Source organism: Stenotrophomonas maltophilia group sp. SKK55 (genome assembly GCF_057179845.1).
Genome location: NZ_JBXUHP010000018.1, coordinates 151,471 through 175,136, shown reverse-complemented (window position 1 = coordinate 175,136; position 23,666 = coordinate 151,471). Strand labels below are relative to the sequence as shown.

General features: G+C 66.6%; 21 protein-coding genes. 13 read left to right on the top strand and 8 right to left on the bottom strand.

Annotated elements, in window-relative coordinates; translation table 11 throughout:
• Positions 1-456, bottom strand: coding sequence for an SRPBCC family protein (locus tag AC2A1N_RS09800; protein WP_484372149.1), 456 nt, complete (start codon positions 454-456; stop codon positions 1-3).
• A 234-nt stretch (positions 457-690) separates the two neighbouring features.
• Between AC2A1N_RS09800 and AC2A1N_RS09795 the strand changes: the two genes are divergently transcribed.
• Together AC2A1N_RS09795 and AC2A1N_RS09790 are read left to right on the top strand one after the other, a co-directional pair.
• The gene (locus AC2A1N_RS09795; RefSeq protein ID WP_484372147.1) at positions 691-1,278 is read left to right on the top strand and encodes a TetR/AcrR family transcriptional regulator; all 588 of its coding nucleotides are present in this window, start codon (positions 691-693) and stop codon (positions 1,276-1,278) included.
• A gap of 92 nt (positions 1,279-1,370) precedes the next feature.
• A complete protein-coding gene (locus AC2A1N_RS09790; protein WP_484372145.1) occupies positions 1,371-1,871 on the top strand; it encodes a hypothetical protein in 501 nt (166 codons plus the stop codon).
• A gap of 11 nt (positions 1,872-1,882) precedes the next feature.
• Here the strand turns inward: AC2A1N_RS09790 and AC2A1N_RS09785 are convergent, their stop codons facing one another.
• The 3 genes from AC2A1N_RS09785 to ftrA all read right to left on the bottom strand — a co-directional run bounded on the left by AC2A1N_RS09785 (position 1,883) and on the right by ftrA (position 3,988).
• Positions 1,883-2,350 (bottom strand): chemotaxis protein CheW, encoded by a 468-nt coding sequence (locus tag AC2A1N_RS09785; protein WP_484372143.1) that lies wholly within the window; start codon positions 2,348-2,350, stop codon positions 1,883-1,885.
• Between the two features lie 97 nt (positions 2,351-2,447).
• A complete protein-coding gene (locus AC2A1N_RS09780; RefSeq protein ID WP_242891441.1) occupies positions 2,448-2,891 on the bottom strand; it encodes a BLUF domain-containing protein in 444 nt (147 codons plus the stop codon).
• A 95-nt stretch (positions 2,892-2,986) separates the two neighbouring features.
• Positions 2,987-3,988 (bottom strand): transcriptional regulator FtrA, encoded by a 1,002-nt coding sequence (gene ftrA, locus AC2A1N_RS09775; RefSeq protein ID WP_242891443.1) that lies wholly within the window; start codon positions 3,986-3,988, stop codon positions 2,987-2,989.
• Between the two features lie 338 nt (positions 3,989-4,326).
• Here ftrA and AC2A1N_RS09770 point away from each other — a divergent pair, with 338 nt between their 5' ends.
• From AC2A1N_RS09770 to AC2A1N_RS09730, 9 genes are all read left to right on the top strand, one after another.
• A complete protein-coding gene (locus AC2A1N_RS09770; RefSeq protein ID WP_061477876.1) occupies positions 4,327-6,903 on the top strand; it encodes a TonB-dependent receptor plug domain-containing protein in 2,577 nt (858 codons plus the stop codon).
• Positions 6,904-7,052: 149 nt separating this feature from the next.
• Positions 7,053-7,634 (top strand): FMN reductase, encoded by a 582-nt coding sequence (gene msuE, locus AC2A1N_RS09765; RefSeq protein ID WP_484372140.1) that lies wholly within the window; start codon positions 7,053-7,055, stop codon positions 7,632-7,634.
• Positions 7,635-7,790: 156 nt separating this feature from the next.
• Positions 7,791-8,153 (top strand): DUF3088 family protein, encoded by a 363-nt coding sequence (locus AC2A1N_RS09760; RefSeq protein ID WP_061477874.1) that lies wholly within the window; start codon positions 7,791-7,793, stop codon positions 8,151-8,153.
• Positions 8,154-8,167: 14 nt separating this feature from the next.
• On the top strand, positions 8,168-9,145 hold the full coding sequence (locus AC2A1N_RS09755) for an MsnO8 family LLM class oxidoreductase (RefSeq protein ID WP_061477873.1): 978 nt from the start codon (positions 8,168-8,170) through the stop codon (positions 9,143-9,145).
• A gap of 19 nt (positions 9,146-9,164) precedes the next feature.
• A complete protein-coding gene (locus AC2A1N_RS09750; protein ID WP_061477872.1) occupies positions 9,165-10,508 on the top strand; it encodes an LLM class flavin-dependent oxidoreductase in 1,344 nt (447 codons plus the stop codon).
• 4 nt (positions 10,509-10,512) lie between these two features.
• Entirely contained in the window at positions 10,513-11,733 is a 1,221-nt protein-coding gene (locus AC2A1N_RS09745; protein WP_082783258.1) for a M20 aminoacylase family protein, read from the top strand.
• Positions 11,730-12,281 (top strand): GNAT family N-acetyltransferase, encoded by a 552-nt coding sequence (locus AC2A1N_RS09740; protein ID WP_061477871.1) that lies wholly within the window; start codon positions 11,730-11,732, stop codon positions 12,279-12,281. The genes AC2A1N_RS09745 and AC2A1N_RS09740 overlap by 4 nt, the downstream gene beginning before the upstream one ends.
• On the top strand, positions 12,278-14,023 hold the full coding sequence (locus AC2A1N_RS09735; protein ID WP_082783257.1) for an amino acid ABC transporter permease/ATP-binding protein: 1,746 nt from the start codon (positions 12,278-12,280) through the stop codon (positions 14,021-14,023). The genes AC2A1N_RS09740 and AC2A1N_RS09735 overlap by 4 nt, the downstream gene beginning before the upstream one ends.
• Positions 14,024-14,039: 16 nt before the next feature.
• Positions 14,040-15,017: an ABC transporter substrate-binding protein gene (locus tag AC2A1N_RS09730; protein ID WP_061477870.1), complete on the top strand. Its 978-nt coding sequence runs from the start codon at positions 14,040-14,042 to the stop codon at positions 15,015-15,017.
• A gap of 174 nt (positions 15,018-15,191) precedes the next feature.
• Here AC2A1N_RS09730 and AC2A1N_RS09725 read toward each other — a convergent pair whose 3' ends face one another.
• The gene (locus tag AC2A1N_RS09725; protein WP_484372136.1) at positions 15,192-18,311 is read right to left on the bottom strand and encodes a galactose-binding domain-containing protein; all 3,120 of its coding nucleotides are present in this window, start codon (positions 18,309-18,311) and stop codon (positions 15,192-15,194) included.
• Positions 18,312-18,536: 225 nt separating this feature from the next.
• Here AC2A1N_RS09725 and AC2A1N_RS09720 point away from each other — a divergent pair, with 225 nt between their 5' ends.
• Entirely contained in the window at positions 18,537-18,833 is a 297-nt protein-coding gene (locus AC2A1N_RS09720) for a hypothetical protein (protein WP_154350651.1), read from the top strand.
• An 83-nt stretch (positions 18,834-18,916) separates the two neighbouring features.
• Here the strand turns inward: AC2A1N_RS09720 and AC2A1N_RS09715 are convergent, their stop codons facing one another.
• Positions 18,917-19,993 (bottom strand): MBL fold metallo-hydrolase, encoded by a 1,077-nt coding sequence (locus AC2A1N_RS09715; RefSeq protein ID WP_484372134.1) that lies wholly within the window; start codon positions 19,991-19,993, stop codon positions 18,917-18,919.
• 103 nt (positions 19,994-20,096) lie between these two features.
• Here AC2A1N_RS09715 and AC2A1N_RS09710 point away from each other — a divergent pair, with 103 nt between their 5' ends.
• Positions 20,097-20,708: a TetR/AcrR family transcriptional regulator gene (locus AC2A1N_RS09710; RefSeq protein ID WP_154350653.1), complete on the top strand. Its 612-nt coding sequence runs from the start codon at positions 20,097-20,099 to the stop codon at positions 20,706-20,708.
• On the opposite strand, the gene AC2A1N_RS09705 is transcribed toward AC2A1N_RS09710, so the two are convergent.
• Entirely contained in the window at positions 20,705-22,651 is a 1,947-nt protein-coding gene (locus AC2A1N_RS09705) for an EAL domain-containing protein (RefSeq protein WP_484372131.1), read from the bottom strand. The two genes, AC2A1N_RS09710 and AC2A1N_RS09705, sit on opposite strands and share 4 nt — an antisense overlap.
• Positions 22,652-22,747: 96 nt before the next feature.
• On the bottom strand, positions 22,748-23,464 hold the full coding sequence (locus AC2A1N_RS09700) for an SDR family NAD(P)-dependent oxidoreductase (protein ID WP_484372129.1): 717 nt from the start codon (positions 23,462-23,464) through the stop codon (positions 22,748-22,750).
• Positions 23,465-23,666: the final 202 nt, after the last annotated feature.

Below are 23,666 nucleotides of genomic sequence, written 5' to 3'. Positions count from 1 at the left end.
TCAGTTCCAGTTGTCGATCCTGATGTCGTGTGGATTGGGCTGACCCTTGCCGGTTTCCAGCAGGGCCTTGAGGCTCAGCAGGAAGACCGCCCACTTGGTGCTGCAGTGGGAGGTGAACTCGACGCGTTCCTTCCAGCCTTCGTGGGTGAACAGGACGATGCAGTAGTCGCCTTCCTGCTTCAGCGCAAAGCGCGCATGCGTGCCGATCCATTCGGCGGGGCCGGCCAGGAACTGCCAGAGCACCAGTTCGCCAGGAACGAGCTGTTCCAGCTGCATTTCCATGGCGCCGATTTCCTGGCCGCTGTTGGTGAAACGGACCTTTACCGTGCCGCCGACGTTGCAGTCGCCATGGGTGTCTTCGGCCCACCAGGCGGCGACGCCTTCAGGGGTGGCCAGTGCTTGATACACCTGGCTTGCGGGGGCCTTGATGCCGACCCGGTGTGCGATATCCACCATTGCAGGTTCCTCGCCACGGGCCGGCAGGCGCCGCCCTTGGATGGACTATATGCAGGTAAATGCCTGCATGTCAAATCCCGCCACGAACGCCCGGGTTTGGTAGTGCCGGCCGCTGGCCGGCATCCCGGTGGAGTTGGGTGCGTGCAGTTGCCGGCCAGCGGCCGGCACTACCAGATGCTGCCCACCCGGCCGCGGATAGTTGACAGGGCGTCAACCTACTAGTAGGTTGACGGCATGAAAGAGTCGCTCTCACCCAAGGCCCAGGAGATCCTGGCCCACGCCCGTTCGCTGCTGGAGGCTGGTGGCTACAACGGCTTCAGCTACGCCGATGTGTCGGCGCGGGTGAACATCAGCAAGGCCAGCATCCATCACCATTTCCCCAGCAAGGCGGACCTGGTGCGCACGGTGGTTGAGCTGTACCGGGCCGAGGCGCGCGAAGGCCTGGCGCTGCTGGACCGGCAGTTGGACGACCCGCTGCAGGAGCTCAACGCCTATGTGGACTACTGGTCGAGCTGTATTGCCGGTGGCACGTCTTCGTTCTGCATCTGCGCGATGCTGGCGGCAGAGGCGTCGATGATCCCTGCGGAGATTGCCGAAGAAGTACGCGGGCATTTCGAGGATTTGAGTGGCTGGTTGGCGCTCACGTTGGAAAAGGGCGTGGCGCTGGGTCAACTGCGCCTGCAGGGTCCGGTGGCCGATGAGGCCAAGGCGTTCATGTCATCGGTGCATGGCGCGATGCTGGCCGCGCGCGGTTTCGGCGATGCGGCGACGTTTGCTGCGCTGGCACGGCTGGCCATCGCGCGGGTGAGCGCGGCTGCCTGATAGATGTGTGGTGGGCCTGCGGCAACGTAGGCCTTTTCTTTGGTTCAGAAGTCTACCTACTAGTAGGTTCAATCAACCCTTGGAGATGTTCCATGTCGCACTCGCTGTCCACCCTGGGCGTGATCCACACGGCCGTCAGCCTTGTACCGGTGTTCGCCGGCCTGTATGCCTTCATTCGCCATCGCGCGATCGACCCCGCGACACGCTCCGGCAAGCTGTACCTGCTCGGGCTGGTGCTGTCGGTGGCAACGTCGTTCACCGTCTCCAGTACGGGCGGGATCAACCCGGGCCACGCATTCGGAGTGATCGTGCTGCTGGTGGCGTTCGGCGGCGTGCTGGCGGCCCGGCTGCGCTGGCTGGGTGGCGCCGCACCTTACGTGTCGACATTTGCGCTGTCCTTCAGCTTCCTGCTGTCGCTGGTGCCAGGCGTGAATGAAACGCTGACACGGTTGCCGGCAGCGCATCCGATTGCTGCGGCGCCGATGGCGCCGGTGGTGCTGCACACGCTGCTGGGATTGACGGTGGTGTTTATGATCGGCTTTGCCGCGCAGTGCTGGCGCATGCGGTTTCAACCGGTTCGCAGGCGCCCTTGAGCAGAGGCGCCTTAGTCCCGCACCGCGAGCGCGGCCAGCAGCGACTGCGGTTCGATCAGCGCAGCCGAACGTGTGGCATCCACCCGAACGTGCCGGCTGCAGAAGTTGAACGGTCGACCCTGCGCCGGCGAGGCTGCGTCTGGAGATGCGTCCGGTGTTTCGATTTCCAGCACTTCATCTACCGCCAGCGCCAGGGTTGCGGTGCCGGCGCTGATCAACAGCATGGCTGGGCTGCCGCCATCGAATGCCGGTTGCCCGCTGAGCCTGCGCAGGTCGGCCACCGGCAACGGCTGCCCCCGTACCTCCAGGCTCTGCCTGCCATGCTGGTCCGCAGGGCCGAAGGTCTCGGGGCCGCGTATTTCCACGGCCACCTGTACGTCGATCGCGAACAGGGCGGTGCCTGCGCGCAGGACGACAACCTCGAACAACTCGGCGGGCGAGGCACGTGTTTCCGTTGAAGGTTGAGCAGGTACAGGCATGCTGTGGATCTGGCAGGAACGATGGGTAACGCGGCTTGAATGATGACGTGCGCAGGGAGCACGCGGCCGCGTGGGACTACGCGCGCAAGGCGGCGGTTCAGCTGGATCCGACGGGCGCATGGCGGGCACTGAGCGCGCCGATGCGCGGAAAGTGCGGACGCAGGAGGCCGACGAGCTGATCCATGCCCGGAACGGAATGGCCGAATTCGTCCCATCGCGCATTGACCAGGCCGGACACCACGACCTGCCCGGTCTCGATGCGGGTCATGGCCCAATAGGGAACAGCACGCGTGCTGATCGCCATGTCCAGTACCGGCACGACGGCAGCATGCGATCGGCTGTCCTGGATGCGGCGCTTGACCGCTTCCAGCCCGTCGGGCGGACCTTCGACGTACTGGAAAAACCGCTGCCCGTCGACGAGCAGCGCTCCGGTGACGTCCACGCGACGGTTGAACGTGGCAGAGCGGGAGACGATCTGCCGGAGCACTTCATCGGAAAGCCCAGCCGACATGTGGCTGGAGTAGGCAAATGCGTGGAGCATGGAAGGGGCTTCTTGTGACGCCCGTCACTATACGTGGGGCGCCGTAGCCTGCCGTGAGCCTTTCCTCACGCATCACCGGGGAGTGATGCGTTGGATCAGCAGCCCACCAGCCGGTCCGCGCCAATTCCGCCGCGATGCTGGCTGCGGTATTCGGTAGGACTGGCGTCCACCTGGCCGCGGAAGTGCCGGCGGAACGACTCCTGCGAACCAAAGCCGGCCTGCTCGGCAATCCACTGCAGCGGCCGGTCAGTGGTTTCCAGCAGCTCGCGGGCGAATGCCACGCGCTCGCGGATCAGCCAGTCGATGGGTGACAGGCCGGTGGCTTCCAGGAACTGCCGCTGCAGGGTGCGCTGGCTGAGGGCCGCCTGCTCGGCGAGGCTGCCGAGCGAGTGCGGCTCGCGCAGGTTGCGGCGCATCCATTCCATCAGTTTTGCCAGACGCGAGGGCTCGCCATGGGGAATGGCGCGGCTGACGCGCTGGCTGCGCCCGGCATCACGCCATGGCGCCAGTACCAGCCGCTCGGCCACCAGGTTGGCCACGCGCGCGCCGTAGTCCTTGCGCACCATGTGCAGCATCATGTCCATGCCGGTGGCCGAGCCGGCCGAGGTGATGACGTTGCCGGTATCGACGTACAGCACGTCTTCGCGCACATCGATGCGTGGGAAGTCGCGCGCCAGCGCTTCGGTGAGGCGCCAGTGGGTGGTGGCCTGGCGGCCATCGAGCAGCCCGGCCCAGGCCAGCACGAAGGCGCCAGAGCAGATCGAGGCGATGCGTGCGCCACGGACGTGGGCGCGGACGAGTGCATCGAGCAGTGCCTGCGGCGGGCGTTCGCTGGGTTCGCGCCATCCGGGAATGACGATGATGTCGGCGTCATCAACAGTGCTGAGATCGTAGGGCAGCTGCACCTGTGCATTGCCGAGCATGCGCAGTGCACCGGGTTCACCCGCGCACAGCTGGGTGCGGTACCAGGCCACGCCCAGTTCTGGCCGCACCGGTGCGAACAGGCCGACCGCACAACCGAATTCGAACAGCCCCTGGCCGTGGCAGGCAACGATGGCGACGAGCGGTGCGCTGGGATCGGCGGGTGGGCTGGGCATGGCTTGATGCTACGGGTGCAGATGCGTGGCGCTGCGTGGTGCGCGGGCATGAGGTGATGCCGGGCAGGCATATGGAGCGGTCGCTCCCTTCCTGTAGACCCGCGCCCACGCTCGGTTCAGTGCCGGCGGGGTGGATGCATCTGACGCCGTCGCGAAGAGCAGCCGAGCGTGGGCTCGGCTCTACAGGCAGCAGCGCACCGTTGCGGCCGCCTAACGTCATTACCAGCGGTCATGTGGGTGGCCGGATGTTACGGCTGGGTGACGCGATCGCGCCTGTCGCGGTGGGTGAACAGGCCCTTGAATGGAAGCGTGTTTCCGGCCCACCCCCACGAGCCCCCATGCCTGCTGCCCACGCCCCTGTGCTGAACACTCTCGCCGTCCTGATCGCCAGCGTTCTGGCCGCATCGCCTGGCCATGCGGCTGATGCCGATGCGGATCCTGCTGCCACCGCTGCAACGGCCAACGTGGCAGCGTCCACGCTGGATGCGGTGGTCGTCACCGGGTCGCGCACCAGCACGCGCACGGTGAAGAACAGTTCCACCCCGATCGATGTGATTTCCGCAGAGGACCTTGCTGCAACTGGCCAGGGCAACCTGCTGGAAGCGTTGCAACGTTCGCTGCCGTCGCTGAGCCAGATCGGCGGCTACCAGAGCGACCAGGAGAGCCTGATCCGTGGCTACCAGCTGCGCAATCTGTCGCCGGGTTACACGCTGGTGCTGGTGAACGGCAAGCGCCGCAATGCCAGTGCCTATGTGAGTGGTGCCAACGGCGGCGGTTTCCCCGGCCATGCCTGGGCTGACCTGGCGTTGATTCCAGTCTCGGCGATCGACCATGTGGAAGTGCTGCGCGATGGCGCGTCGGCCATCTATGGTTCGGACGCGATCACCGGCGTGGTCAACGTGATCCTGAAGTCGCAGGCGCATGGCGGTGACCTGTCGGTTGAGAGCGGGCAGAGCATTGATGGCGATGGCTCGCGCACCAGCGTGCGTGCCAACGTGGGCCTGCCATGGGGCGCCGATGGCTTCGTCAACCTGTCCGGTGAAACCACCCGCCAGCATCATGCCATCCGCAGCCGCCGCTACATCGACGGCTACCTGAGCTACCCGGCGGTGGATGCCAATGGCGATCGGGTAGCGTTGCGCCCGAACAACCGGTTGCCCGCGGGTGCGTCGCCGAACCCGGCCGAGGCCAACCGCGATGCCGAGGCCAACATCATCCTCAGTTCGCCATCGTATGCGCTGAAGGCGTTTGCGGTGAACGTGGGCCATGGCCTGGGCGAGAGCGCGCAGTTCTACGCCAATGCCACCGCCAGTGATCGCACCGCGCAGGCGATCCAGAACTTCCGCCTGCCGGCGACCATCTTCACCACCTACAAGGCGCCGGGTGTGCTGAGCGTGTTTCCCGATGGGTTCCTGCCCGTGCTGGAGACCAAGGAGAAGCAGTACACCGGTACCGCGGGCGTGAAGGGCCAGATCGCGGGCTGGGACTACGACGCAAGCCTGACCGGCAACCGCAGCACGGTACGCACCTATACCCGCAATTCGGTGAACTACTCGCTGCCGTACCCCGGTTCGCCCACCGACTTCTATGACGGCAAGCTGGACTACCAGCAGGGCATCGCCAACCTGGACCTGCGCCGTGGCTTCGAGGTGGCCGCCTTTGCGTCACCGCTGGAAGTGAGCGCCGGCGCCGAGTACCAGCATGAACAGTATGAGCGCGGCGCAGGGCAGTGGGAGTCCTACACCGGCTTCGGTGCCGCCGCGTTCGTGGGCTACTCCACCGCCGATGCGGTGAAGGCGACGCGCAACAGCAAGGCGGTCTATGTGGGTGCGGCCAGCAACATCACCGCGCGCTGGTATCTGGATGCCGCTGCACGCTGGGAAGATCATTCCGACTTCGGCAGCGTGTCCACGGGCCGCCTGACCACGCGCTTCGACTTCACCGACGCGTTGGGTGTACGCGCGACGGTCAGTAACGGCTTCCATGCGCCCAGCCTGGGCGCGCAGTTCTACCAGGCCACCGGCAGCTGCCCGTGCGGCACCACGCTGGTGGCACAGGTGTCTTCGCCGGCGGCGATTGCGTTGGGTGCTACGCCGCTGAAGCCCGAGAAAGCCACCAACTACAGCCTGGGCGTGACCTGGGACCCGAGCCCGGCGTTCCACCTGGCCGTGGATGCCTACCAGATCGACATCCGCGGCCAGCTCGGCCAGTCCAGCCAGATCGGTTACAACGCGCAGGATCCAGCGCGCATTACCGACAACAGCGGCACGGTGCTGAGTGCGGCGCAGAAGAACACCATCGATGCCTTGCTGGGTTCAGCCGGCATCAGCATCCTGCCGGGTGATGCGTTCTACGCCAGCTACTTCACCAATGTGGGCAATACCCGCACACGCGGTGTCGAGCTGACCCTGGAAGCGAACCAGGAAACGGCGTGGGGCAAGCTGCGCTGGAGCTATGCGGCCAACGTCGGCCGCACCACGATCCGGAAGGTCAGTGATATTCCGGCGGCGCTGCAGGGGCTGCCCAACATCAACCTGCTGACCAAATCCAGCGAGTACGCACTGCGCTTCCGCACGCCCAGCTACACCCAGGTGGCAGGCCTGGGCTGGCAGAACGGGCGCTGGCGCTCGAATGTCGACTTCACCTACTACGGCCCGATCAAGCGCCTGAACAACGGCGTGGAATACAGGCAGCCGCCGGTGCTGGTGACCAACCTTTCAGGTGCGGTGGAGCTGGGTGCGGGCTGGAGCGCGGCGCTGGGCATCAACAACGTGTTCGACAAGCGCACGCGCAAGGTGCCGGAGTACGCGCGCAGTGCTACCGATGTGGCCAGCATCGAGACGACGTGGGATTCGGGCGATGTGCTGAGCCGGATCGGGACGTTCTGGTACGGGCGGATCAATTACCGGTTCTGAGGTGGAGCAGCCGAGCATGGCTCGGCTCTACAAAGGCAACAGCAGCCGAGCATGGCTCGGCTCTACAAAGGCAACAGCAGCCGAGCATGGCTCGGCTACAAAAGGCGAAAGGCGGCCGGCGGTAGTCCGGCATCATCGAGGAGCAGTTCATGTCTTCTGCATTGAAGGTGGTTGCAGTGGTAGGGTCACCGACCAGCTCGGCGACGTCGCGCACGTTGCTGCTGATGCGGCACCTGTTGGCGTCGTTGCAGCAGCGGGTACACGCCAGCGTGGAGGTGGTGGAGCTGGCGCCGATCGCGCGCTCGTTGGGGCAGTCGTTGTCGCGCGATGAGGCGGAGCCTGCGGTGGAGCAGGCGCTGCAGACGATCGAGGCGGCCGAGCTGCTGGTGGTGGCCGCGCCGGTGTATCGGGGGTCGTATCCGGGGCTGTTCAAGCACCTGGTCGACTTCATCGGGCTGGAGGCGCTGGTGGATACACCGGTGCTGCTGGCGGCGACCGGTGGCAGCGAGCGCCATGCACTGGTGATCGACCATCAGTTGCGGCCGTTGTTCAGTTTCCTGCAGGCGCACACCCTGCCGATCGGAGTGTATGCCACGCCGGCCGACTTCGATGGCGAACACATCAACAGTGCAGCGTTGCAGGCCCGCATCGCGCTGGCGACCGAGCGTGCGGCCGGGCATCTGGCCGTGCAGGCGCCGGCGGTACCGGCGCCGCTACGACGCATTGCCTGACGGCATAACCGACGGCGCTTTGCTTATGGCCAAGGCGCATCTGCATGGCCGGATCTGACCGCCGATTGTCGCCTGGTATCGCCACCGCAAGCACCGGCATCCCTAGCATCGAGATCGAAGCGGCATCGCATTGCCGGCCCTGATGAGGACACTCCCGTGGCGTTGGACGCAGCAAGCAAACCCATCCTGTTCCTGCTCGACCGCGAGTTCGAGGATGGCCAGATTCCTGGCCAGCGTTTCTTCTGCCGGCACAGCCTGCTGCTGGAAGGGGCGCTGTCGAGCATCGACGGCCTCGACGCGCAGCTGGATGTGCGCCGCATCGGCTTCGCGCGGCCACGCCGCGAGGTGATCGCCGAGATCGGCGAGCAGGACCAGTCGTTGCCCAAGCTGGTGCTGCCGCAGGGTGTGCGCAGCGAGCTGGCCAGTGGCGTGCATCAGGACCGCCAGTACATCTCCGGTGCCGAGCCGATCCTGGCCGCGCTGAACGGATTGCTTGGCATTCCTGTGGCCCACCCCTGAGCGAGGACGCGACCGTGAGCTATCTCATCAGTGTGCTGGACAAGAGCCCGGTGGCCGAGGGTGCCTCGCCCGAACAGGCGCTGCGCAACAGCCTGCAGCTGGCGCAGCGTGCCGAGCAGCTGGGTTACCACCGGTACTGGTTCGCCGAGCACCATGCTGCCCCGGCGCTTGCCAGCCCTGCGCCGGAAGTGCTGGCAGCCTGGGTGCTGGCGCAGACGCGGCGCATGCGCATCGGCAGTGGCGGGGTGATGCTGCGCCACTATGCGCCGTACAAGGTTGCAGAGAGCTTCAACCTGCTGGCGGCGTTGGCGCCGGGGCGCGTGGATCTGGGGGTGGGCAAGGCGCCCGGTGGCCTGCCAGCATCGACCGCCGCGCTGGCGGCAGGACGCCCGGCATTCGCCGATTTCGACCAGCAGCTGCGCGACCTGGAGGGCTATCTGTCCGGTGCCACGACCGAGGCGCTGGCGCGCCCGATTCCACAGCAGGCGCCTGAGCGCTTCCTGCTCGGGGCCAGCCCACAGAGCGCGAAGCAAGCAGCCGAGCTGGGCTGGCGCTTCGTGTACGCCGCGCACTTCGATGGCGACCCGAAACATATCGAGGCTGCGTTCGACGCTTACCGCAGCGTCTCCTCGCAGCCCCCGCTGCTGGCCACGGTGGCCTTCGCCGCACCGACTGCCGAAGCAGCAGCGCGTCATATCGGCGCGCTGCGCGTCTACAAGCTGCACCTCGGTCCCGGGCAGGCGGTGAACCTGCCCAGCCCCGAGGCGGCTGCCGAGTACGCGCGCCAGGTGGGCGTGGCCGACTTCCGCATCGAGGAAACGCGCCCCAGCGTGCTGTCCGGTGATGCGCAGCATGTGCGCGGCGAACTGGACGCGCTGCACCGGCGTTTCGGCGTGGGCGAATTCATCCTCGACGCGCCGGTGGCCGACCTCGACGCACGCCTGACATCCCTCGAACTGCTGTCGCCTGCGCCGCGCGCGGCGGTGGCCTGACCTGCAGGAGCGATTCCCAATGAGCACGACCCCGCGCCACATTCCGTTCGGCATCATGCTGCAGGGCCCCGGCAGCCACATGCATGCCTGGAAGCATCCGTCCAATCCGGCTGATGCCAGCGTCAACCTGCAGTTCTACATCGACATCGCACGCACGGCCGAGGACAACGGTATCGCCTTCGGCTTCGTGGCCGACGGGTTGTATATCAACGAGAAGTCGATCCCGCATTTCCTCAACCGCTTCGAGCCGATCTCGCTGCTGTCGGCGCTGGCCACGGCAACGAAGAAGATCGGCCTGGCGGGTACGCTGTCGACGTCCTACAGCGATCCGTTCACCGTGGCCCGCCAGTTCGCCTCGCTGGATCTGCTCAGCGGCGGCCGTGCCGGCTGGAACGTGGTGACCTCGCCACTGGAGGGTTCGGGCCGCAACTATGGCCGGCCACACCCGGAACATGCGCTGCGCTACCAGATCGCCGACGAGTATCTGGAGGTGGTGCAGGGGCTGTGGGATTCCTGGGACGACGACGCCTTCGTGCGCGAGCGCGACAGCGGTATCTTCTTCGCGCCGGAAAAGTTCCGCCGCCTCGACCACAAGGGCCGCTTCTTCCAGGTGGAAGGGCCGCTCAACATCCAGCGTTCGCCGCAGGGCCAGCCGGTGATCTTCCAGGCCGGTTCGTCCGACGACGGCATCGCGCTGGCCGGCAAGTACGCCGACGCGGTGTTCACCCACTCGCCGTCGCTGGAGGAAACCCGCGCGTTCACCCAGAAGGTGAAGAATTCGGCGATCGCGCATGGCCGCAGCGGCAATGACGTGAAGATCTTTCCGGGCATCGGCCCCATCGTCGGCCGTACTGCCGAGGAGGCCGAAGCCAAGTACCAGGCGATCGCCGCACTGGCCACGCTGGAGGATGCGCTGGCCTATCTCGGCCGGTTCTTCGATCACCACGATTTCAGCCAGTACGACCCGGATGCACCGTTCCCGGAGCTGGGTGACATCGGCAGCAACTCGTTCCGTTCCACCACCGACCGCATCAAGCAGGATGCGCGTGAGAAGGGCTTGAGCCTGCGCCAGGTGGCGTTGGAAGCGGTGAGCCCGCGACCGAACTTCATCGGCACGCCGGAGCACGTGGCCGATGAGCTGATCCGCTGGTTCGATGCCGGTGCCAGCGATGGCTTCATTCTCGGCTTTGCCGCGCAGCGCGAGGGCCTGGACGATTTCGTGACCCAGGTATTGCCGATCCTGCAGGCGCGGGGCTACCACCAGCGCGCGCTGGAAGGGCAGACGCTGCGCGAGCATCTGGACCTGCCGTACAAGGCAAGCCGCCATGCGACCGATGCCGAGCCGGCACGGAAGGCGGGATAAGGCGATGAGCGGAGAAACCGCGGTAGCGCCGGGCCGCGCCCGGCGGACTTACCCAACCAGCGGCATATTGCCGGAGATCGCGGCACGCGCCGAGGCCACAATCGCGATCCGCCATGACCTGCACCGGCACCCGGAGCTGGCCTTCGAGGAGCATCGCACCAGTGCCCGCGTGGCCGAGCTGCTGCAGCAATGGGGCTATGAGGTCACCACCGGCCTCGGCGGCACCGGCGTAGTCGGCACGCTGCAGCGCGGGCAGGGCAGCCGTCGCCTGGGCCTGCGTGCCGACATCGATGCGCTGCCGATCCGCGAGGACTCCGGCCTGGCCTACGCCAGCCAGACCGAGGGCCTGATGCATGCCTGTGGTCACGATGGGCATACCGCGATCCTGCTGTCCGCCGCGCATTACCTCGCCCATCACGGCAATATCGACGGCACCCTGCAGCTGGTATTCCAGCCTGCAGAGGAGACGGGTTCGGGCGCGTCGAAGATGATGGCCGATGGCCTGTTCGAACGCTTCCCGGTGGATGCGATCTATGGGCTGCATAACTGGCCGGGCGTGCCGGTGGGGCACTTCGGCTTTGTCGATGGCCCGGCGATGGCGTCGGTGGACTGGGCGCGGCTGAAGGTGATCGGCAAGGGCGGCCACGGTGCCGAGCCACAAGGGAGTGTCGACCCGATCCTGGCGGCGGCGCATATCGTCACCGCATTGCAGAGTGTGGTGTCGCGCAATGTCGACCCGCGGCAGATGGGCGTGGTTACGGTTGGCTCGATTCACGGCGGGCAGGCCGCCAACGTGATTCCGGACGTGGTCGAGCTGAAGCTGACCGTGCGCGCCTATCTGCCGGAAGTGCGCGACACGCTGCGGCGGCGGGTCACGGAACTTGCCGAGCAGACCGCCGCCGCGTTCGGCGCGCGCGCCGAGATTGAATTCCCGCGCGGCTTCCCCAGCGTGATCAACCACCCGCAGCAGACTGCGTACATCCGCGAGGTGGCGCTGCAGGGCTTCGGCGCCGAACAGGTGGTGCCCGACTTCGCACCGCGCACCGCCAGTGAGGACTTTGCCTTCCTGCTGCAGGCGCGGCCCGGCAGCTTCGTGTTCGTCGGCAACGGCGACAGCGCACCGTTGCACAGCCCACGCTATGTGTTCAACGACGCCGCCATTGCACCCGCTGCCAGCCTGTGGGCACGGCTGGCCGAAGACTATCTGGTGAAGGACGTGGCATGAGCAGCAACGAACGCTTCCTCTACACCTCGGTGGATGACCCACTGGCGCGGCCGCTGTTCGACGGCCTGGAGCAGGAGTACGACAGCCGCTACGCCGACGTGCGTCGACGCATCGGTGGCAGCGCCCGCGAGGAGCTGCAGCGCTATCCGGCGCAGGCCTTTGCGGCCCCGGTGGGCGCCTTCGTGCTGCTGCTGCGCGACGGGGTGGCGATTTCCGGCGGTGCGTTCATGCCGCACCGTGATCCGGATACCGCCGAATTCAAGCGCATCTGGACGCTGCCCGGGCTGCGTCGCCAGGGCATTGCGCGGCGCGTGCTGCAGGAGCTGGAAGAGCAGGCGGCGCGGCAAGGGTATCGGCGGGTGTTCCTGACGACGGGCTTCCGCCAGCCTGAAGCTGTTGGCCTGTACCTCAGCCATGGTTACACCGCGCTGTTCGATCTGGATGCGGATCCCGAAACCATTGCGCACCTGCCGTTCGAAAAGCACCTGCGGGCACCGGCGCCCCCCATCCTGCCTGCGCAGATCCAGCTGCAAGGAGCCCACGCGTGAGCACGCCTTCGACCGCGCTGGATGGCATTGCAACCCGGCCGGCGCCAGCGCCGGCGCTGAAGATCGTGCCGGCCCGGCATCCGCTGCAGGTCTTCGGCACGGTGCTGGCACTGGCGCTGATCCTGATCGGGCTGCAGTCCGTGCTGGGCAATCCGCGCTGGGGCTGGGGCACCTTCGCCGAATGGTTCTTCGCGCGCCCGGTGCTGGAGGGGCTGGGCCGTACGCTGCTGCTGACCGCGCTTGGCACTGCGCTCGGCTTCGCGCTGGGTACGCTGCTCGCGCTGGCCCGGGTGTCCGGCTCGCCGCTGCTGTCGGCGGTGTCGTGGGGCTACGTGTGGCTGTTCCGCTCGATCCCGCTGCTGGTGCTGTTGCTGCTACTGAACAACCTGGGCTACCTGTACAGCACCATCGAGCTGGGCGTGCCGTTCACCGGCATCAACCTGTTCTCGTACCCGACCACGCAGCTGATCGGTGTGTTCACTGCCGCGGTGCTGGGCCTGACCCTGAACCAAGCCGCGTTCTCGGCCGAAGTGATCCGCGGCGGCATTCTGTCGGTTGACCACGGCCAGTACGAGGCCGCGGCCGCGCTGGGCCTGCCACGTGGCCGCCAGGTGCGCCGCATCATCCTGCCGCAGGCGATGCGCTCGATCCTGCCGGCCGCGTTCAACGATGTGATCGGCCTGGCCAAGAGCACGTCGGTGGTCTACGTGCTGGCGCTGCCTGAGCTGTTCTACACGGTGCAGGTGATCTACCGCCGCAACCTGGAGGTGGTGCCGCTGCTGATGGTGGCCACGGTCTGGTACCTGGTGATCCTGACCGTACTTTCACTGCTGCAGCGGCGCGTGGAGCAGCGTTTCGCGCGCGGCCAGCTGCAGCGCGAGCGCTCGGCATCGCACGTGTCATCGCTGCTGCGCGTGCAGAGTGATGCTGCTCCGCGCGTGATCCACCGACCGCGCATCGCCACCCAGGTCGAAGCGGGCGAGGGCGCGGCGGTGTCGCTGCACGGCGTAGGCAAGGTGTTTGGCGACCAGCCGGTGCTGGAGGATGTGAACCTGGACCTGCGCGCCGGCAGCGTGACGGTGCTGATCGGCCCATCGGGCGCCGGCAAGTCCACGCTGCTGCGGCTGATCAACCACCTGGAGCGTGCCGACAGCGGCTACGTGACCGTCGGCGGCCAGTTGATCGGCTACCGCCGTGACGGTGACACCCTGTACGAACTGCCCGAGCGTGAGATCCGCCGTCGGCGTGCCGAAGTGGGCATGGTGTTCCAGGGCTTCAACCTGTTCCCGCACCTGACCGCGCTGGAGAACATCATCGAAGCGCCGATCGCAGTACGCGGTGTGCCGCGCGCGCAGGCCGAGCAGCAGGCGCGCACGCTGCTGGAACGGGTCGGCCTGGCCGACAAGGCCGATGCCTTCCCGCGCCAGCTGTCCGGTGGCCAGCAGCAGCGCATCGCGATCGCCCGCGCGCTGGCGTTGCAGCCAAAGGTACTGCTGTTCGATGAGCCGACCTCGGCGCTGGACCCGGAGCTGGTGGCCGAAGTGCTCAGCGTGATCGAAGAGCTGGCCCGTTCCGGCACCACGCTGGTGATCGTCACCCATGAGCTGGGCTTCGCCCGCCGCGTGGCCGACCACGTGGTGATGATGGACCAGGGACGGGTGATCGAGCAGGGCACGCCCGAGGCCCTGTTCGAGCGCCCGCGCCAGCAACGCACCGCCGATTTCCTGGCCAAGACCCTGTAACCCCGGAAGGAACACCATGAGCCCTGCAGCACCGCGTCGCCCCTCGCGCAGCACCCTGTTGATCGTGGCGGTGCTGGTCATCGGCATTGCCGGCATCGTCTATTCGCGCGTACGCCAGGCACCGGATGCCGGCACCGTGGCCGCGACCAGCCTGGCCGGTGCGAACACGGCCGTGCTGAAGGGCACGTTTGACCCGAAGGCGCAGGCGTTGATCCCCGCCGGCTATCAGTTCGTCACCCCTGGTGCGTTTACCGTAGCCACCCATCCGGGGCAGCTACCGCTGGCCGACTACGGCGCCGACAGCAAGGACGTGGTCGGCATCGAGCCCGACATCGCGCGGCTGATTGCCGATGCGTTGGGCCTGAAGCTGGTGATCGTGCCGGTCGCGTGGGCGGACTGGCCGCTGGGGCTGGAATCGGGCAAGTACGATGCGGTGCTGTCGAACGTGACGGTGACCGAAGAGCGCAAGAAGAAGTTCGACTTCTCCAGCTACCGCTACGATCTTCTGGGCATCTACACGCGCAGCGATGGGCCCATCCAGAAGATCGAGAAACCCGCTGATGTGGCCGGGCTGAAGGTGGTGGTGGGTGCCAGCACCAACCAGGACCAGATCCTGCGGCAGTGGGACCGGCAGAACATTGCGGCCGGCCTGAAACCGGTGGAGTACCAGTACTTCGATGACGCCGTGGTCGGCCGCTTGGCGGTGATCACTGGCCGCGCCGATGTCTCGTTCGAGCCCAATGCCACCGGCGCCTACTCGGCACGCGATGGCAAGGTGCGGCGCGTGGGCCTGTTCCCCGGGGGCTGGCCGAACGCTGCGGCGATCTCGGTGACCACGCGCAAGGGCAGCGGCCTGGCCGATGCGGTGACGCAGGCGTTGAACACCCAGATCGGCAGCGGCACCTATGCGCAGGCATTGAAGCGCTGGAACGTGGCCGAGGAGGCGGTGCCGCAATCGCAGACCAATCCGCCGGGCTTGCCGACGCTGCAATGACACCGGGCGTGGCCCGGCGCTACCGCTGCTTCTGTAGAGCCGAGCCATGCTCGGCTGCAGTTCGCGCGGTGCGCGATGAGTCGAGCATGGCTCGACTCTACAGGAGCATCCACGCATGGCGTGGATCTACTGGCGGAGTCTGCTTTCTGTAGAGCCGAGCCATGCTCGGCTGCTCTACCAACGCGCTTCCAGCGTCTGGAACGGCTTCGCCAAGTGCATGCCCTCCGCATCGAACGCGGTAACGTCGCGCCCATCCACACGCACGGTCTTCGGCGTCGTCCGCGCCGGCCACCAGACCTTCACCGCCGTCCCACTGCGCAGGCCCTCGCCCAGCGTGATCGATAGCGTGCCGTCGCGTTGCCGTGCCTGCATCTGCAACGTGCCATACGCGGTGGGCAGGCCTTCCACCGCCAATCCATCGCCCGCCACCCACGAAGGCGGTGTGCCCGGTAGCAATGACAACGCATCATCGTCCTCGCGCATCAGCATGCCGAACAGCGTGCGGCCGTATTCGGCGCCGATCCAGGTGTGCGGCATGTCGCCCAGGTAGCGCGGGAAGCGCAGGCGTGAGTGCACGACCTCGGCCAGCACCTGCCACTGAAGCGGGCGCCGGTCATGCAGCAGCCCCTGCAGCAGCTCATCGGCGACCTGCGGCTGGCCCAGGTGCACATAGCTCAGCACGTTGCGGATCTCGTACGGGGTGTACGCATACAGCGCACCGGGCTGGCTGCGCTTGCGCACATCGTCCAGATAGCGCGCGAAGGTGGTCCGCAGCGCCTCGGCGGGCAACACGCTCTGTGCGCCGGTCGGGTCCAGTGCGATCGAAACGCCGGTGGGATCGCCATCGCCCAGATCGGCCGAGGAGGGAATGAAGTCGATGCCCTTCCACGCCATCGTCGCCCGGATCGAGGCATGCAGCGCGTCGTAAAGCAGTTTGTACTGTTCGCGTGCCCACGCTGCGGTCTCGTGGTCGCCCAGCGATTCGGCCAGCCACGCGCCGTCGTGCCAGCCCTTCAGGCCCCAATAGTCGTCCCAGTAGCTGTGGGTGGGCGAGGGGTAGCCCTCATGGCTGATCGACGGCGCAAGAATGCCCGCGAACCGTTCCGGCGAAGGCTGGTCAGCCTTGTAACCGGGCACCAGCGTACGTTCGCGCAGTTCCTGCAGGAAGCGCAGCGCTGCTTTCACTTTCGGCAGATAGCCACGCACCGACTCGGGGCCGCCGTCCAGGCGCGCGACATCGGCCACCAGCGCGACGTACTGGCCCTGACTGTCGTACTCGATGTCCGATCCAAAGCCGGTGTTGACGCTGCCATCGTCGTTGAGGATCGGCGAGACCAGGCCGTTGGGATGCACGCCGTGTTCGCTGTACCAGGCCAGGTAATCGCGCGCGACACGCGCTTCGCCCATGCGCAGCAGCACCGCCGAGGTGGCCATGCCGTCGCGGATGAAGGAGCGGTTGTAGTTGCGCGGGCCGGGCTGCATGGCTGGACCGGTCTGGTTGATCAGCATGTAGGCGGCCTGCGCGCGCAGCATGTCCACCAGCGACGGATCGGGCAGGCGCAGGCCGACCTGGCCCAGCCGTGCCTGCCAGTCCGCAGACGCCTGCGTGGCCAGTGAATCAAACGCCGCATTGGCATCGCGGGGCAGCGTGGCCAGATCCAGCGCAGGCGCTTCGGGCAGCACGCCATTGGCATCGGCGGCGGCGGTGCCCAACGGGAACGCGACCACGATGGCATCACTGGTTCCCGGCGCCAACGAGACGCGGTAGTTCAATGCAGCCGAGGCAAGCCCCTGGTCATCACGCGCCTGTTGCGTGGAAGGCAGCTGGCCGGCAGCGAGGGTCGCGGTGATCTCCGTTGCGCCATCCTTGCCGAATGGCGCCGCGCCCGACGCAGCCACCGGCGTGAGCGACTGCAGCAGCGTGCGCCCATTGATACGCAGGGCCTGCCCGTCGATGGTCACCTCGCGGATCGGGGACAGCCCGCCGTTCTGCCATGGCGGATTCATCTGCATCGGGCGCACGACCAGGCTGAGCGTGCCTTCGATCTTCGTGCTTCCCGTGTTCTGCAGGCGATGCCGCAGGAAGGTCACCGGCTGGCCATCGCGCTCGATGGCGAATACTTCACTGCGCAGCTGCAGGCCGGGTTGCGGTGACCAGGTGGCGGAGGGCATCGGCTTCCAGCCGTCGCGCAGGGCATGCTGCATGGCCTGCCCGGCGGCGCCGGCGGTTTGGCCATCGGCATTGCGCCAGATGGGCTGCACCAGCGGTGCGCCCTTGAAGGCTTCCAGGTTGCCGTACTCATCGAAGATCGACTTCTGTCGTCCTGCATGCACACCCACGGCCGTCCAGTAGGTCTGCTGCATCTGCAGCGAGGCCGGGAACAATGCGCGCTGGGCGCCGCTGGCGACGATCTGATACTGCTTCATCGGCGTCATCACGGCTTTCGGACCGAGCAGGCGCAGGCGTGCGATCTGCGGCGCAGCGCCGTCCACGCTCAGGCGGAAAGCACGCAATGGTTGTGCTGCAGTGGCGGCCAGCCAGCTTTGCCGGTGACTGGCCGCCTGTGCATCGTGTGCGAGGTCCTGCCAACGGCCCCGTGCATCCTGCGCCTGTAGTCGGGCAGCGCCTCGTGCGCCATCGGCCCAGTCGACCACCAGGCCAGCCGTTGATTGGGCCTGCGGCAGCGTGATCTCGAGCGCATGGGCGCCTGGCTTCCCGACGGGAATCGCGACGGCAGCGCCGCCCTGCCACAGCGCCGCTGCCTGCGTTGCATCGATACCGCTGATGCGTGCGCTGAGCGTGCTGTCCAGCGGCTCCATCTCGAAGATCGACACGCCCCAATCGGAAGTGCGCTGCGGGCTGGCCAGCCGCAGGTAGCGCGCCTGGCGCGGCGCGAAGTACAGCGTTTCCACGTCGCCCAGCGAATCGGCCATCGTGTACGCGGTCTGCCACTGCCTGCCGTCCAGTGAGGTCTGCAGCGAATAGCCTTCCGGATTGGAGACATCCCAGGTGAGGCGCGCGCCGGCCAGCGTTGCAGGCGTGCAGAGATCGATCTGGAACCAGTGGCCCGGACTGAATGCGCCGCCGGTAACGGTCTTCGGGTTGCCGTCGATCAGGTGGCTGATCGCCATCGCCGGCACCTGCTGCGAGGAACTGCTGGCCTGCCATTGGCTGCGCGGGGGAAGGGGCTGTGCCTGTGCGGCAGCGGCGAGGGCGGCCAACAGCAGGGTGGCGGCAGCTCGCCATGGAATGGCTGAGCGGGAGAGCTTGGAGCGTTCGGCGCGCAATGTCATTACGTACAGCCTCGCAGGTTCTGCCGGTATCGGGCGAGCGCTACGCTAGCAAGGGATGTAATCGGTTACATGACGCGCTGCAATAGGTTGCGGATGATCCCCGGTCGCCTCCTTCGTGGGCTTGAGTCACGATTCATCGATGGGACTGACGCATGTGGCTCTGGACGCCTGCCGGCTAGGTCATACGCTGATTGATAGCGACCTCAGGTCTGAAATGGATTGATGATGGAATTCAGCTTCACGCTGATGTATCGGGTGCCCGATACCGGAGAAGATCTCAGTGCATTTGAGCGATGTCTTGCAGAGTCGGGATGTGACGATGCATTGCTGGGCAGCGGTTTGCCGGGCATCTTGGCGTTGCGATTCTGGCGAGAGGGAACGGCCGCAAACGATGTCGCGCGTGACACATGCGCGCAGGTCCAGAAGGCGCTCCCGGAAGCCGAGTTGATAGCGGTGCATTTTGATGTCAGCAATGCTGCCAGCGTCTCTACCTGCAGTTTCGCCAGAGCTGAGCCTGCTTGACTTCCACTGAACACGTTTCAGAAGCAGCCGAGCATGGCTCGGCTCTACAGGGCCTTGGGATACATGACGCCCCGTCACGCCGGTTACAACTCCACCGTCTCCCACCAGCGCGTACCCGACTGCGGTGCCTGCATGTCCAGCGCTTCGCCCATCATCGGCGTGGCCACCGGTACATTTTTTGCGGCCGCCAATGCGGTGATGTGCTCGAACGGCTGCTGCCATGCATGCAGGGCAAGATCGAAGGTGCCGTTGTGGATCGGCAGCAGCCACTTGCCGCGCAGGTCCAGGTGCGCCTGCAGCGTCTGTTCCGGTTGCATGTGCACGAATGCCCAGCGCGGATCATAGGCGCCGGTCTCGATCATGGTCAGGTCGAACGGACCGTACTTCTCGCCGATGGCCTTGAAGCCGTCGAAGTAGCCGGTGTCGCCGCTGAAGAAAATGCGGAAGTCACCGTCCTGGATCACCCACGACGCCCAAAGGCTGCGGTCGCTGTCACCCAGCCCGCGGCCGGAGAAGTGCTGGCCCGGGGTCGCGGTCAGGCGCAGGCCGTTGGCTTCGGTGGATTGCCACCAGTCCAGCTGCTCGACCTTGCGCGCATCCACCCCCCACGCGACCAGCTGGTCGCCGACGCCGAGCGGTGCAATGAAGCGCGCGGTCTTGCCGGCCAGCTGCATGACCGCGGCATGGTCCAGGTGGTCATAGTGGTTGTGCGAGAGGATCACACCGGCGATCGGCGGCAGCGCGTCGATGCTGATCGGCGGTGCATGGAAGCGTGCCGGCCCCATCCACTGCACCGGCGAGGCCCGCTCGGAGAACACCGGATCGGTCAGCCAGTACTGGCCACGCAGCTTCAGCAGGATCGTGGAGTGCCCCAGCCGGAACAGGCTGCGATCCGGTGCGGCGTCCAGCGTGGCGCGGTCCAGCGGCTTCACCGGAATCGGGTGCGCGGGCACGGTGCCCTTGGGCTTGTTGAACAGGAACGTCCACCAGATCTCCGCGCCGTCGCGCAGGCCCATCGCCGGACGGGGCAGGGCATTGCGGAACTTGCCATCACGGTACTGCGGCGAATCGGGGAAGTCGGGAAGAGACCAGGACTTGCAGAAGGTGTAGGCGGTCACGGCGAGGATTCCGAGCAGGAGGACAAGGAGCAGGCGCTTCATGGGTGACGTCCGCTGAGTACACTGCACAGTGTAGTTTCGTGTTTTTCAAAAGTACACTGTCGAGTGTAAAATGGAGGCATCCGTTCAGTTATCCGGTTCCGCCATGTCCCGTGCCCCGCAACGCCTGACCGACCGCAAACGTGACGCCATCGTGCGCGCGGCGGTGGAGGAGTTCCGTGCATCAGGCTACGAGGCGACCAGCATGGACCGCATCGCCGAGGCGGCGGGGGTCTCCAAGCGCACCGTCTACAACCATTTCCCGAGCAAGGAAGCACTGTTCTCGATGATCCTGGAGGAGCTGTGGGAGCGCAGCGTGGCCAGCGACGCACTGCCATACCGCGCCGACCAGCCGCTGCAGACGCAGTTGCTGCAGTTGCTGGGCCAGAAGCTGGACCTGCTCAGCGATGGGAATTTCATCGATCTGGCGCGGGTCGCGATGGCCGAGATCATCCATTCACCGGAGCGCGCGCAGGCCATCGTCTGCCGCATGGGCGAGAAGGAAAGTGGCGAGAGTGCCTGGATCCGCGCAGCAATTGCCGATGGCCGCCTGCGCGAGGTGGATCCGGACTTTGCCGGCGCCCAGTTGCATGGGCTGGTGAAGAGCTTCGCGTTCTGGCCGCAGGTCACGATGGAGCAGCCACCGTTGACTGCGCAGGAACGTGCGCGCGTGGCCGAATCGGCGGTGGCGATGTTCCTGGGGTTCTACGCGGTCTAGCCGGCTGCGAAGCGACGGAACTCGTCGGCCGGCAGCGCCGCCGAGTACAGGTAGCCCTGGCCGACATCCACCCCGAGTGCGCGCAGCTTCTGTTCCTGGGCCAGGGTCTCGGTACCCTCGGCCACCACGATCGCGCCGCAGCGGTGCGCGACCTCGACGATGAAGCGCACGATCGACTGCGACTTGGCGTCGGACAGCGTGGCGATCAGCGCCTGCTCGATCTTGACCTCGGCGATGGCCAGCTGCGAAAGCAGGATCAGGGTTGAATAGCCGGCGCCGAAATCATCCAGCGACAGGGTGACCCCGGCTGCCAGCAGCTGTGCGAAGTTGGCATCGACCACGTCGCGCTCGACGATTTCGGTCCATTCGACGATCTCCAGGCGCAGCATCGCACCGGGGATGTCATGCAGCTGCAGCAACTCCTGCAGGCGCAGGCCGAAGTCGGGCAGGCGCAGCGATTCGGCTGAAACATTGACTGCAATGGTCAGCGCCGCGCCGTCCCGCCGGCAGTGCTGCAGGAAGTGCACCGCCGACCGCAGCGTGGCCCATTCCAGGTCTGCCAGCCGCCCCTGCCGGCGCAGCAGCGAGATCACCCGCATCGGGGCAATCGGCCGGCCTTCGCCGTCGCGCATGCGCAGCAGTGCTTCGGCGCCGACCAGTTGGCGGTCCTGCAGGCGATGCTTGGGCTGGTAGCACAGCGGCGCATTGCCCTGCTGCAGCCAGTGCTCAAGGGCAACCTCGATCAGGGTGTCGATCTCGCTGTCGCGCTGGATCGGGTCATCGAAAAACACCACGCCCGACTCGATCGCGCTCAGTGCCACGGTGATGGCGCGGAACGGAAGATGTCCTTCGTCGGCATCAGCAGGGGGCTTCAATTCAACCACTGCACAGCGGAACAGCGGCCGGAAGCCCGGCCAATCGCGGCCGACCCGATCAGCCAGGTTGCTGGCCAGCTCGGTGATCTGCGGTTGCGTGCGCAGTGTGGACAAGGTCAGGCCGCGCACCAGGATCGCCAGCGCGGCATCACCGAACTGGTAGATCTCCAGCTGCGCAGCCGGCAGCGAGGGCAGCAACCGATGCACCTCTTCGGTGCTGTCGCGCTGCCACAGGCCGTTGTCCTGCAACGGCCCGTAGCGCAGGCGCAGATCGCGCAGGTTGCCCATCTCGGCCACGATCAGGCAGGCCTTGCCGGTGCCGTCGTTATCCCGCCAGTACTGCTGCAGGCGTTCACCGAGCGCACGCATGTTGGGCAGCCCGCTGATCGGATCGATGCGCAGCCAGGCCTGTTCGCGCTGGCGTTGCGCATCGATCTGGGCATCGTTGTAGACCAGCGCGAATACGGCGCCGAGCACGAGCAGCGAGACCGGCAGTGCCAGCACGCGCTGGATCGCCAGCTCGGCCACCGGCAGTTGATCGGCGCCAATGATCGCCACACCCAGCGCCAAACCCAGAGCGGTTACCCCGATACGCACGGACCATGCCTGCAGGATCATGCGCGGCGAGAGCTCGTTGAGCATGCGCGGGTACAGGTGCCTGCGCAGCCAGACGCCCGCCACCATCTGCAACACGGCCTCAAGGCTGGCAGGCAGGAAGAACGGGATACCGACGAACTGGTAGCGGGCCAGCAGGGCGGCAGCCAGGCAGGCCAGGCCGCCGCGCCAGCCGCCCAGCAGGCCACTGACCAGCAGGATGTCGAAGCCCAGGTGCAGTTTGACGACACCCTGGGAATAACGGGCCACGAACCAGGAATTGAACAGGTAGATCAGGCCCAGCGCTACGCCGACATACAGGCGACGGCCTTCTATGGCGTGCCCGGCGCGACGGGTGGCGATCAGCAGCACGCCGATCATGCCGATCACTGCCGTGGCCTGCAGCAGATACAGCGGCAGGCTGGGCAGGGCGCTGTCCAGGACCTGGGCCGAGACCCGTGAAAGCGCATCCATAGCAGGTTCCCGCCTGTGACCGACGGCCAGTGACCAGCAGGGTAAACCACGACCGCGCGCGCGGCCACTGAGGGTGCTCTGCGGCGGCCGGCAAGGTCAGTAGCGCGGGTCGGCGATGGCGGTCAGCACCAGTTCGCGCACGAAGCCGGAGGATGACAGCTGCAACAGGGCGCTTACCATGGCCACGACATCGTGGACCGGCACCTGCTCACCGTCGCCGCGCGCTGCGGCCTCGGCCACCGGCACCGACAAGGCGTCATCGGTGTTGAGGTAGCCCAACTGCAGGCTGGTCACCGCCAGCCGGCGATCGCGGAAGCCCTCGCGCAGCGCATCGGCGATGCCGTTGAGGGCGAACTTCGAGGCGCCGAACGCCACTTCCGGGCGGCCACTGCGAGGCAGGGCCGAGGTCGAACCGGTCAGCACCAGCTGCGGGCGCGCTGCGCTCAGTACGCGGGGCAGCAGGCGTTGCAGCAGTACAAGGGTCGCGGTGATGTTGACGTCGACCAGCTTCGTGAGTGCAGCGTCGCTTTCATCGAGGAAGGCGTACTCGCCGCTGAAGGCCTTGTCTTCCCAGATGCCCAGGTTGTGGATCAGCACATCGATATCGGCCGGTGCCTGCGCTGCGATGTGGTCGGCAGCCACGGTCGGCCGGGACAGGTCTGCTTCGATCCACTGCAGGGTGACGCCGTCAGGGCAGGCGATGCCGCACGGGCGGTTGCGCGAGACACCAATCACAGTGTCACCCGTGGCACAGAGGCCTTCCACGAACGCGCGTCCCAGGCCCCTGCTGGCGCCGATGACCATCAATTTCATATTGCTTCCTCGTTGTACTGCGGCAGCCACGATCGGCTGCCAGAACGGTGCTCCACTTGGCGAACGCGCGCAGGCCGCCGCGTTCGGCGGTAAGGGTCGAGGCCGTGTCGTCGAACTGGCACCGGTATCGTGGCAGCAGCCGTCGCTGCTGCAGGCGCTGGGGCGTAGTGGCTGCCGGCCGCCCGGTCAGCGCGCTCAAGCT

Excerpts from the sequence above, each read along its gene's own strand:
- AC2A1N_RS09800 (WP_484372149.1), bottom strand. The coding sequence starts at position 456 with ATGGTGGATATCGCACACCGGGTCGGCATCAAGGCCCCCGCAAGCCAG.
- AC2A1N_RS09795 (WP_484372147.1), top strand. The coding sequence starts at position 691 with ATGAAAGAGTCGCTCTCACCCAAGGCCCAGGAGATCCTGGCCCACGCC.
- AC2A1N_RS09790 (WP_484372145.1), top strand. The coding sequence starts at position 1,371 with ATGTCGCACTCGCTGTCCACCCTGGGCGTGATCCACACGGCCGTCAGC.
- AC2A1N_RS09785 (WP_484372143.1), bottom strand. The coding sequence starts at position 2,350 with ATGCCTGTACCTGCTCAACCTTCAACGGAAACACGTGCCTCGCCCGCC.
- AC2A1N_RS09780 (WP_242891441.1), bottom strand. The coding sequence starts at position 2,891 with ATGCTCCACGCATTTGCCTACTCCAGCCACATGTCGGCTGGGCTTTCC.
- ftrA (WP_242891443.1), bottom strand. The coding sequence starts at position 3,988 with ATGCCCAGCCCACCCGCCGATCCCAGCGCACCGCTCGTCGCCATCGTT.
- AC2A1N_RS09770 (WP_061477876.1), top strand. The coding sequence starts at position 4,327 with ATGCCTGCTGCCCACGCCCCTGTGCTGAACACTCTCGCCGTCCTGATC.
- msuE (WP_484372140.1), top strand. The coding sequence starts at position 7,053 with ATGTCTTCTGCATTGAAGGTGGTTGCAGTGGTAGGGTCACCGACCAGC.
- AC2A1N_RS09750 (WP_061477872.1), top strand. The coding sequence starts at position 9,165 with ATGAGCACGACCCCGCGCCACATTCCGTTCGGCATCATGCTGCAGGGC.
- AC2A1N_RS09745 (WP_082783258.1), top strand. The coding sequence starts at position 10,513 with ATGAGCGGAGAAACCGCGGTAGCGCCGGGCCGCGCCCGGCGGACTTAC.
- AC2A1N_RS09740 (WP_061477871.1), top strand. The coding sequence starts at position 11,730 with ATGAGCAGCAACGAACGCTTCCTCTACACCTCGGTGGATGACCCACTG.
- AC2A1N_RS09730 (WP_061477870.1), top strand. The coding sequence starts at position 14,040 with ATGAGCCCTGCAGCACCGCGTCGCCCCTCGCGCAGCACCCTGTTGATC.
- AC2A1N_RS09725 (WP_484372136.1), bottom strand. The coding sequence starts at position 18,311 with ATGACATTGCGCGCCGAACGCTCCAAGCTCTCCCGCTCAGCCATTCCA.
- AC2A1N_RS09720 (WP_154350651.1), top strand. The coding sequence starts at position 18,537 with ATGGAATTCAGCTTCACGCTGATGTATCGGGTGCCCGATACCGGAGAA.
- AC2A1N_RS09715 (WP_484372134.1), bottom strand. The coding sequence starts at position 19,993 with ATGAAGCGCCTGCTCCTTGTCCTCCTGCTCGGAATCCTCGCCGTGACC.
- AC2A1N_RS09710 (WP_154350653.1), top strand. The coding sequence starts at position 20,097 with ATGTCCCGTGCCCCGCAACGCCTGACCGACCGCAAACGTGACGCCATC.
- AC2A1N_RS09705 (WP_484372131.1), bottom strand. The coding sequence starts at position 22,651 with ATGGATGCGCTTTCACGGGTCTCGGCCCAGGTCCTGGACAGCGCCCTG.
- AC2A1N_RS09700 (WP_484372129.1), bottom strand. The coding sequence starts at position 23,464 with ATGAAATTGATGGTCATCGGCGCCAGCAGGGGCCTGGGACGCGCGTTC.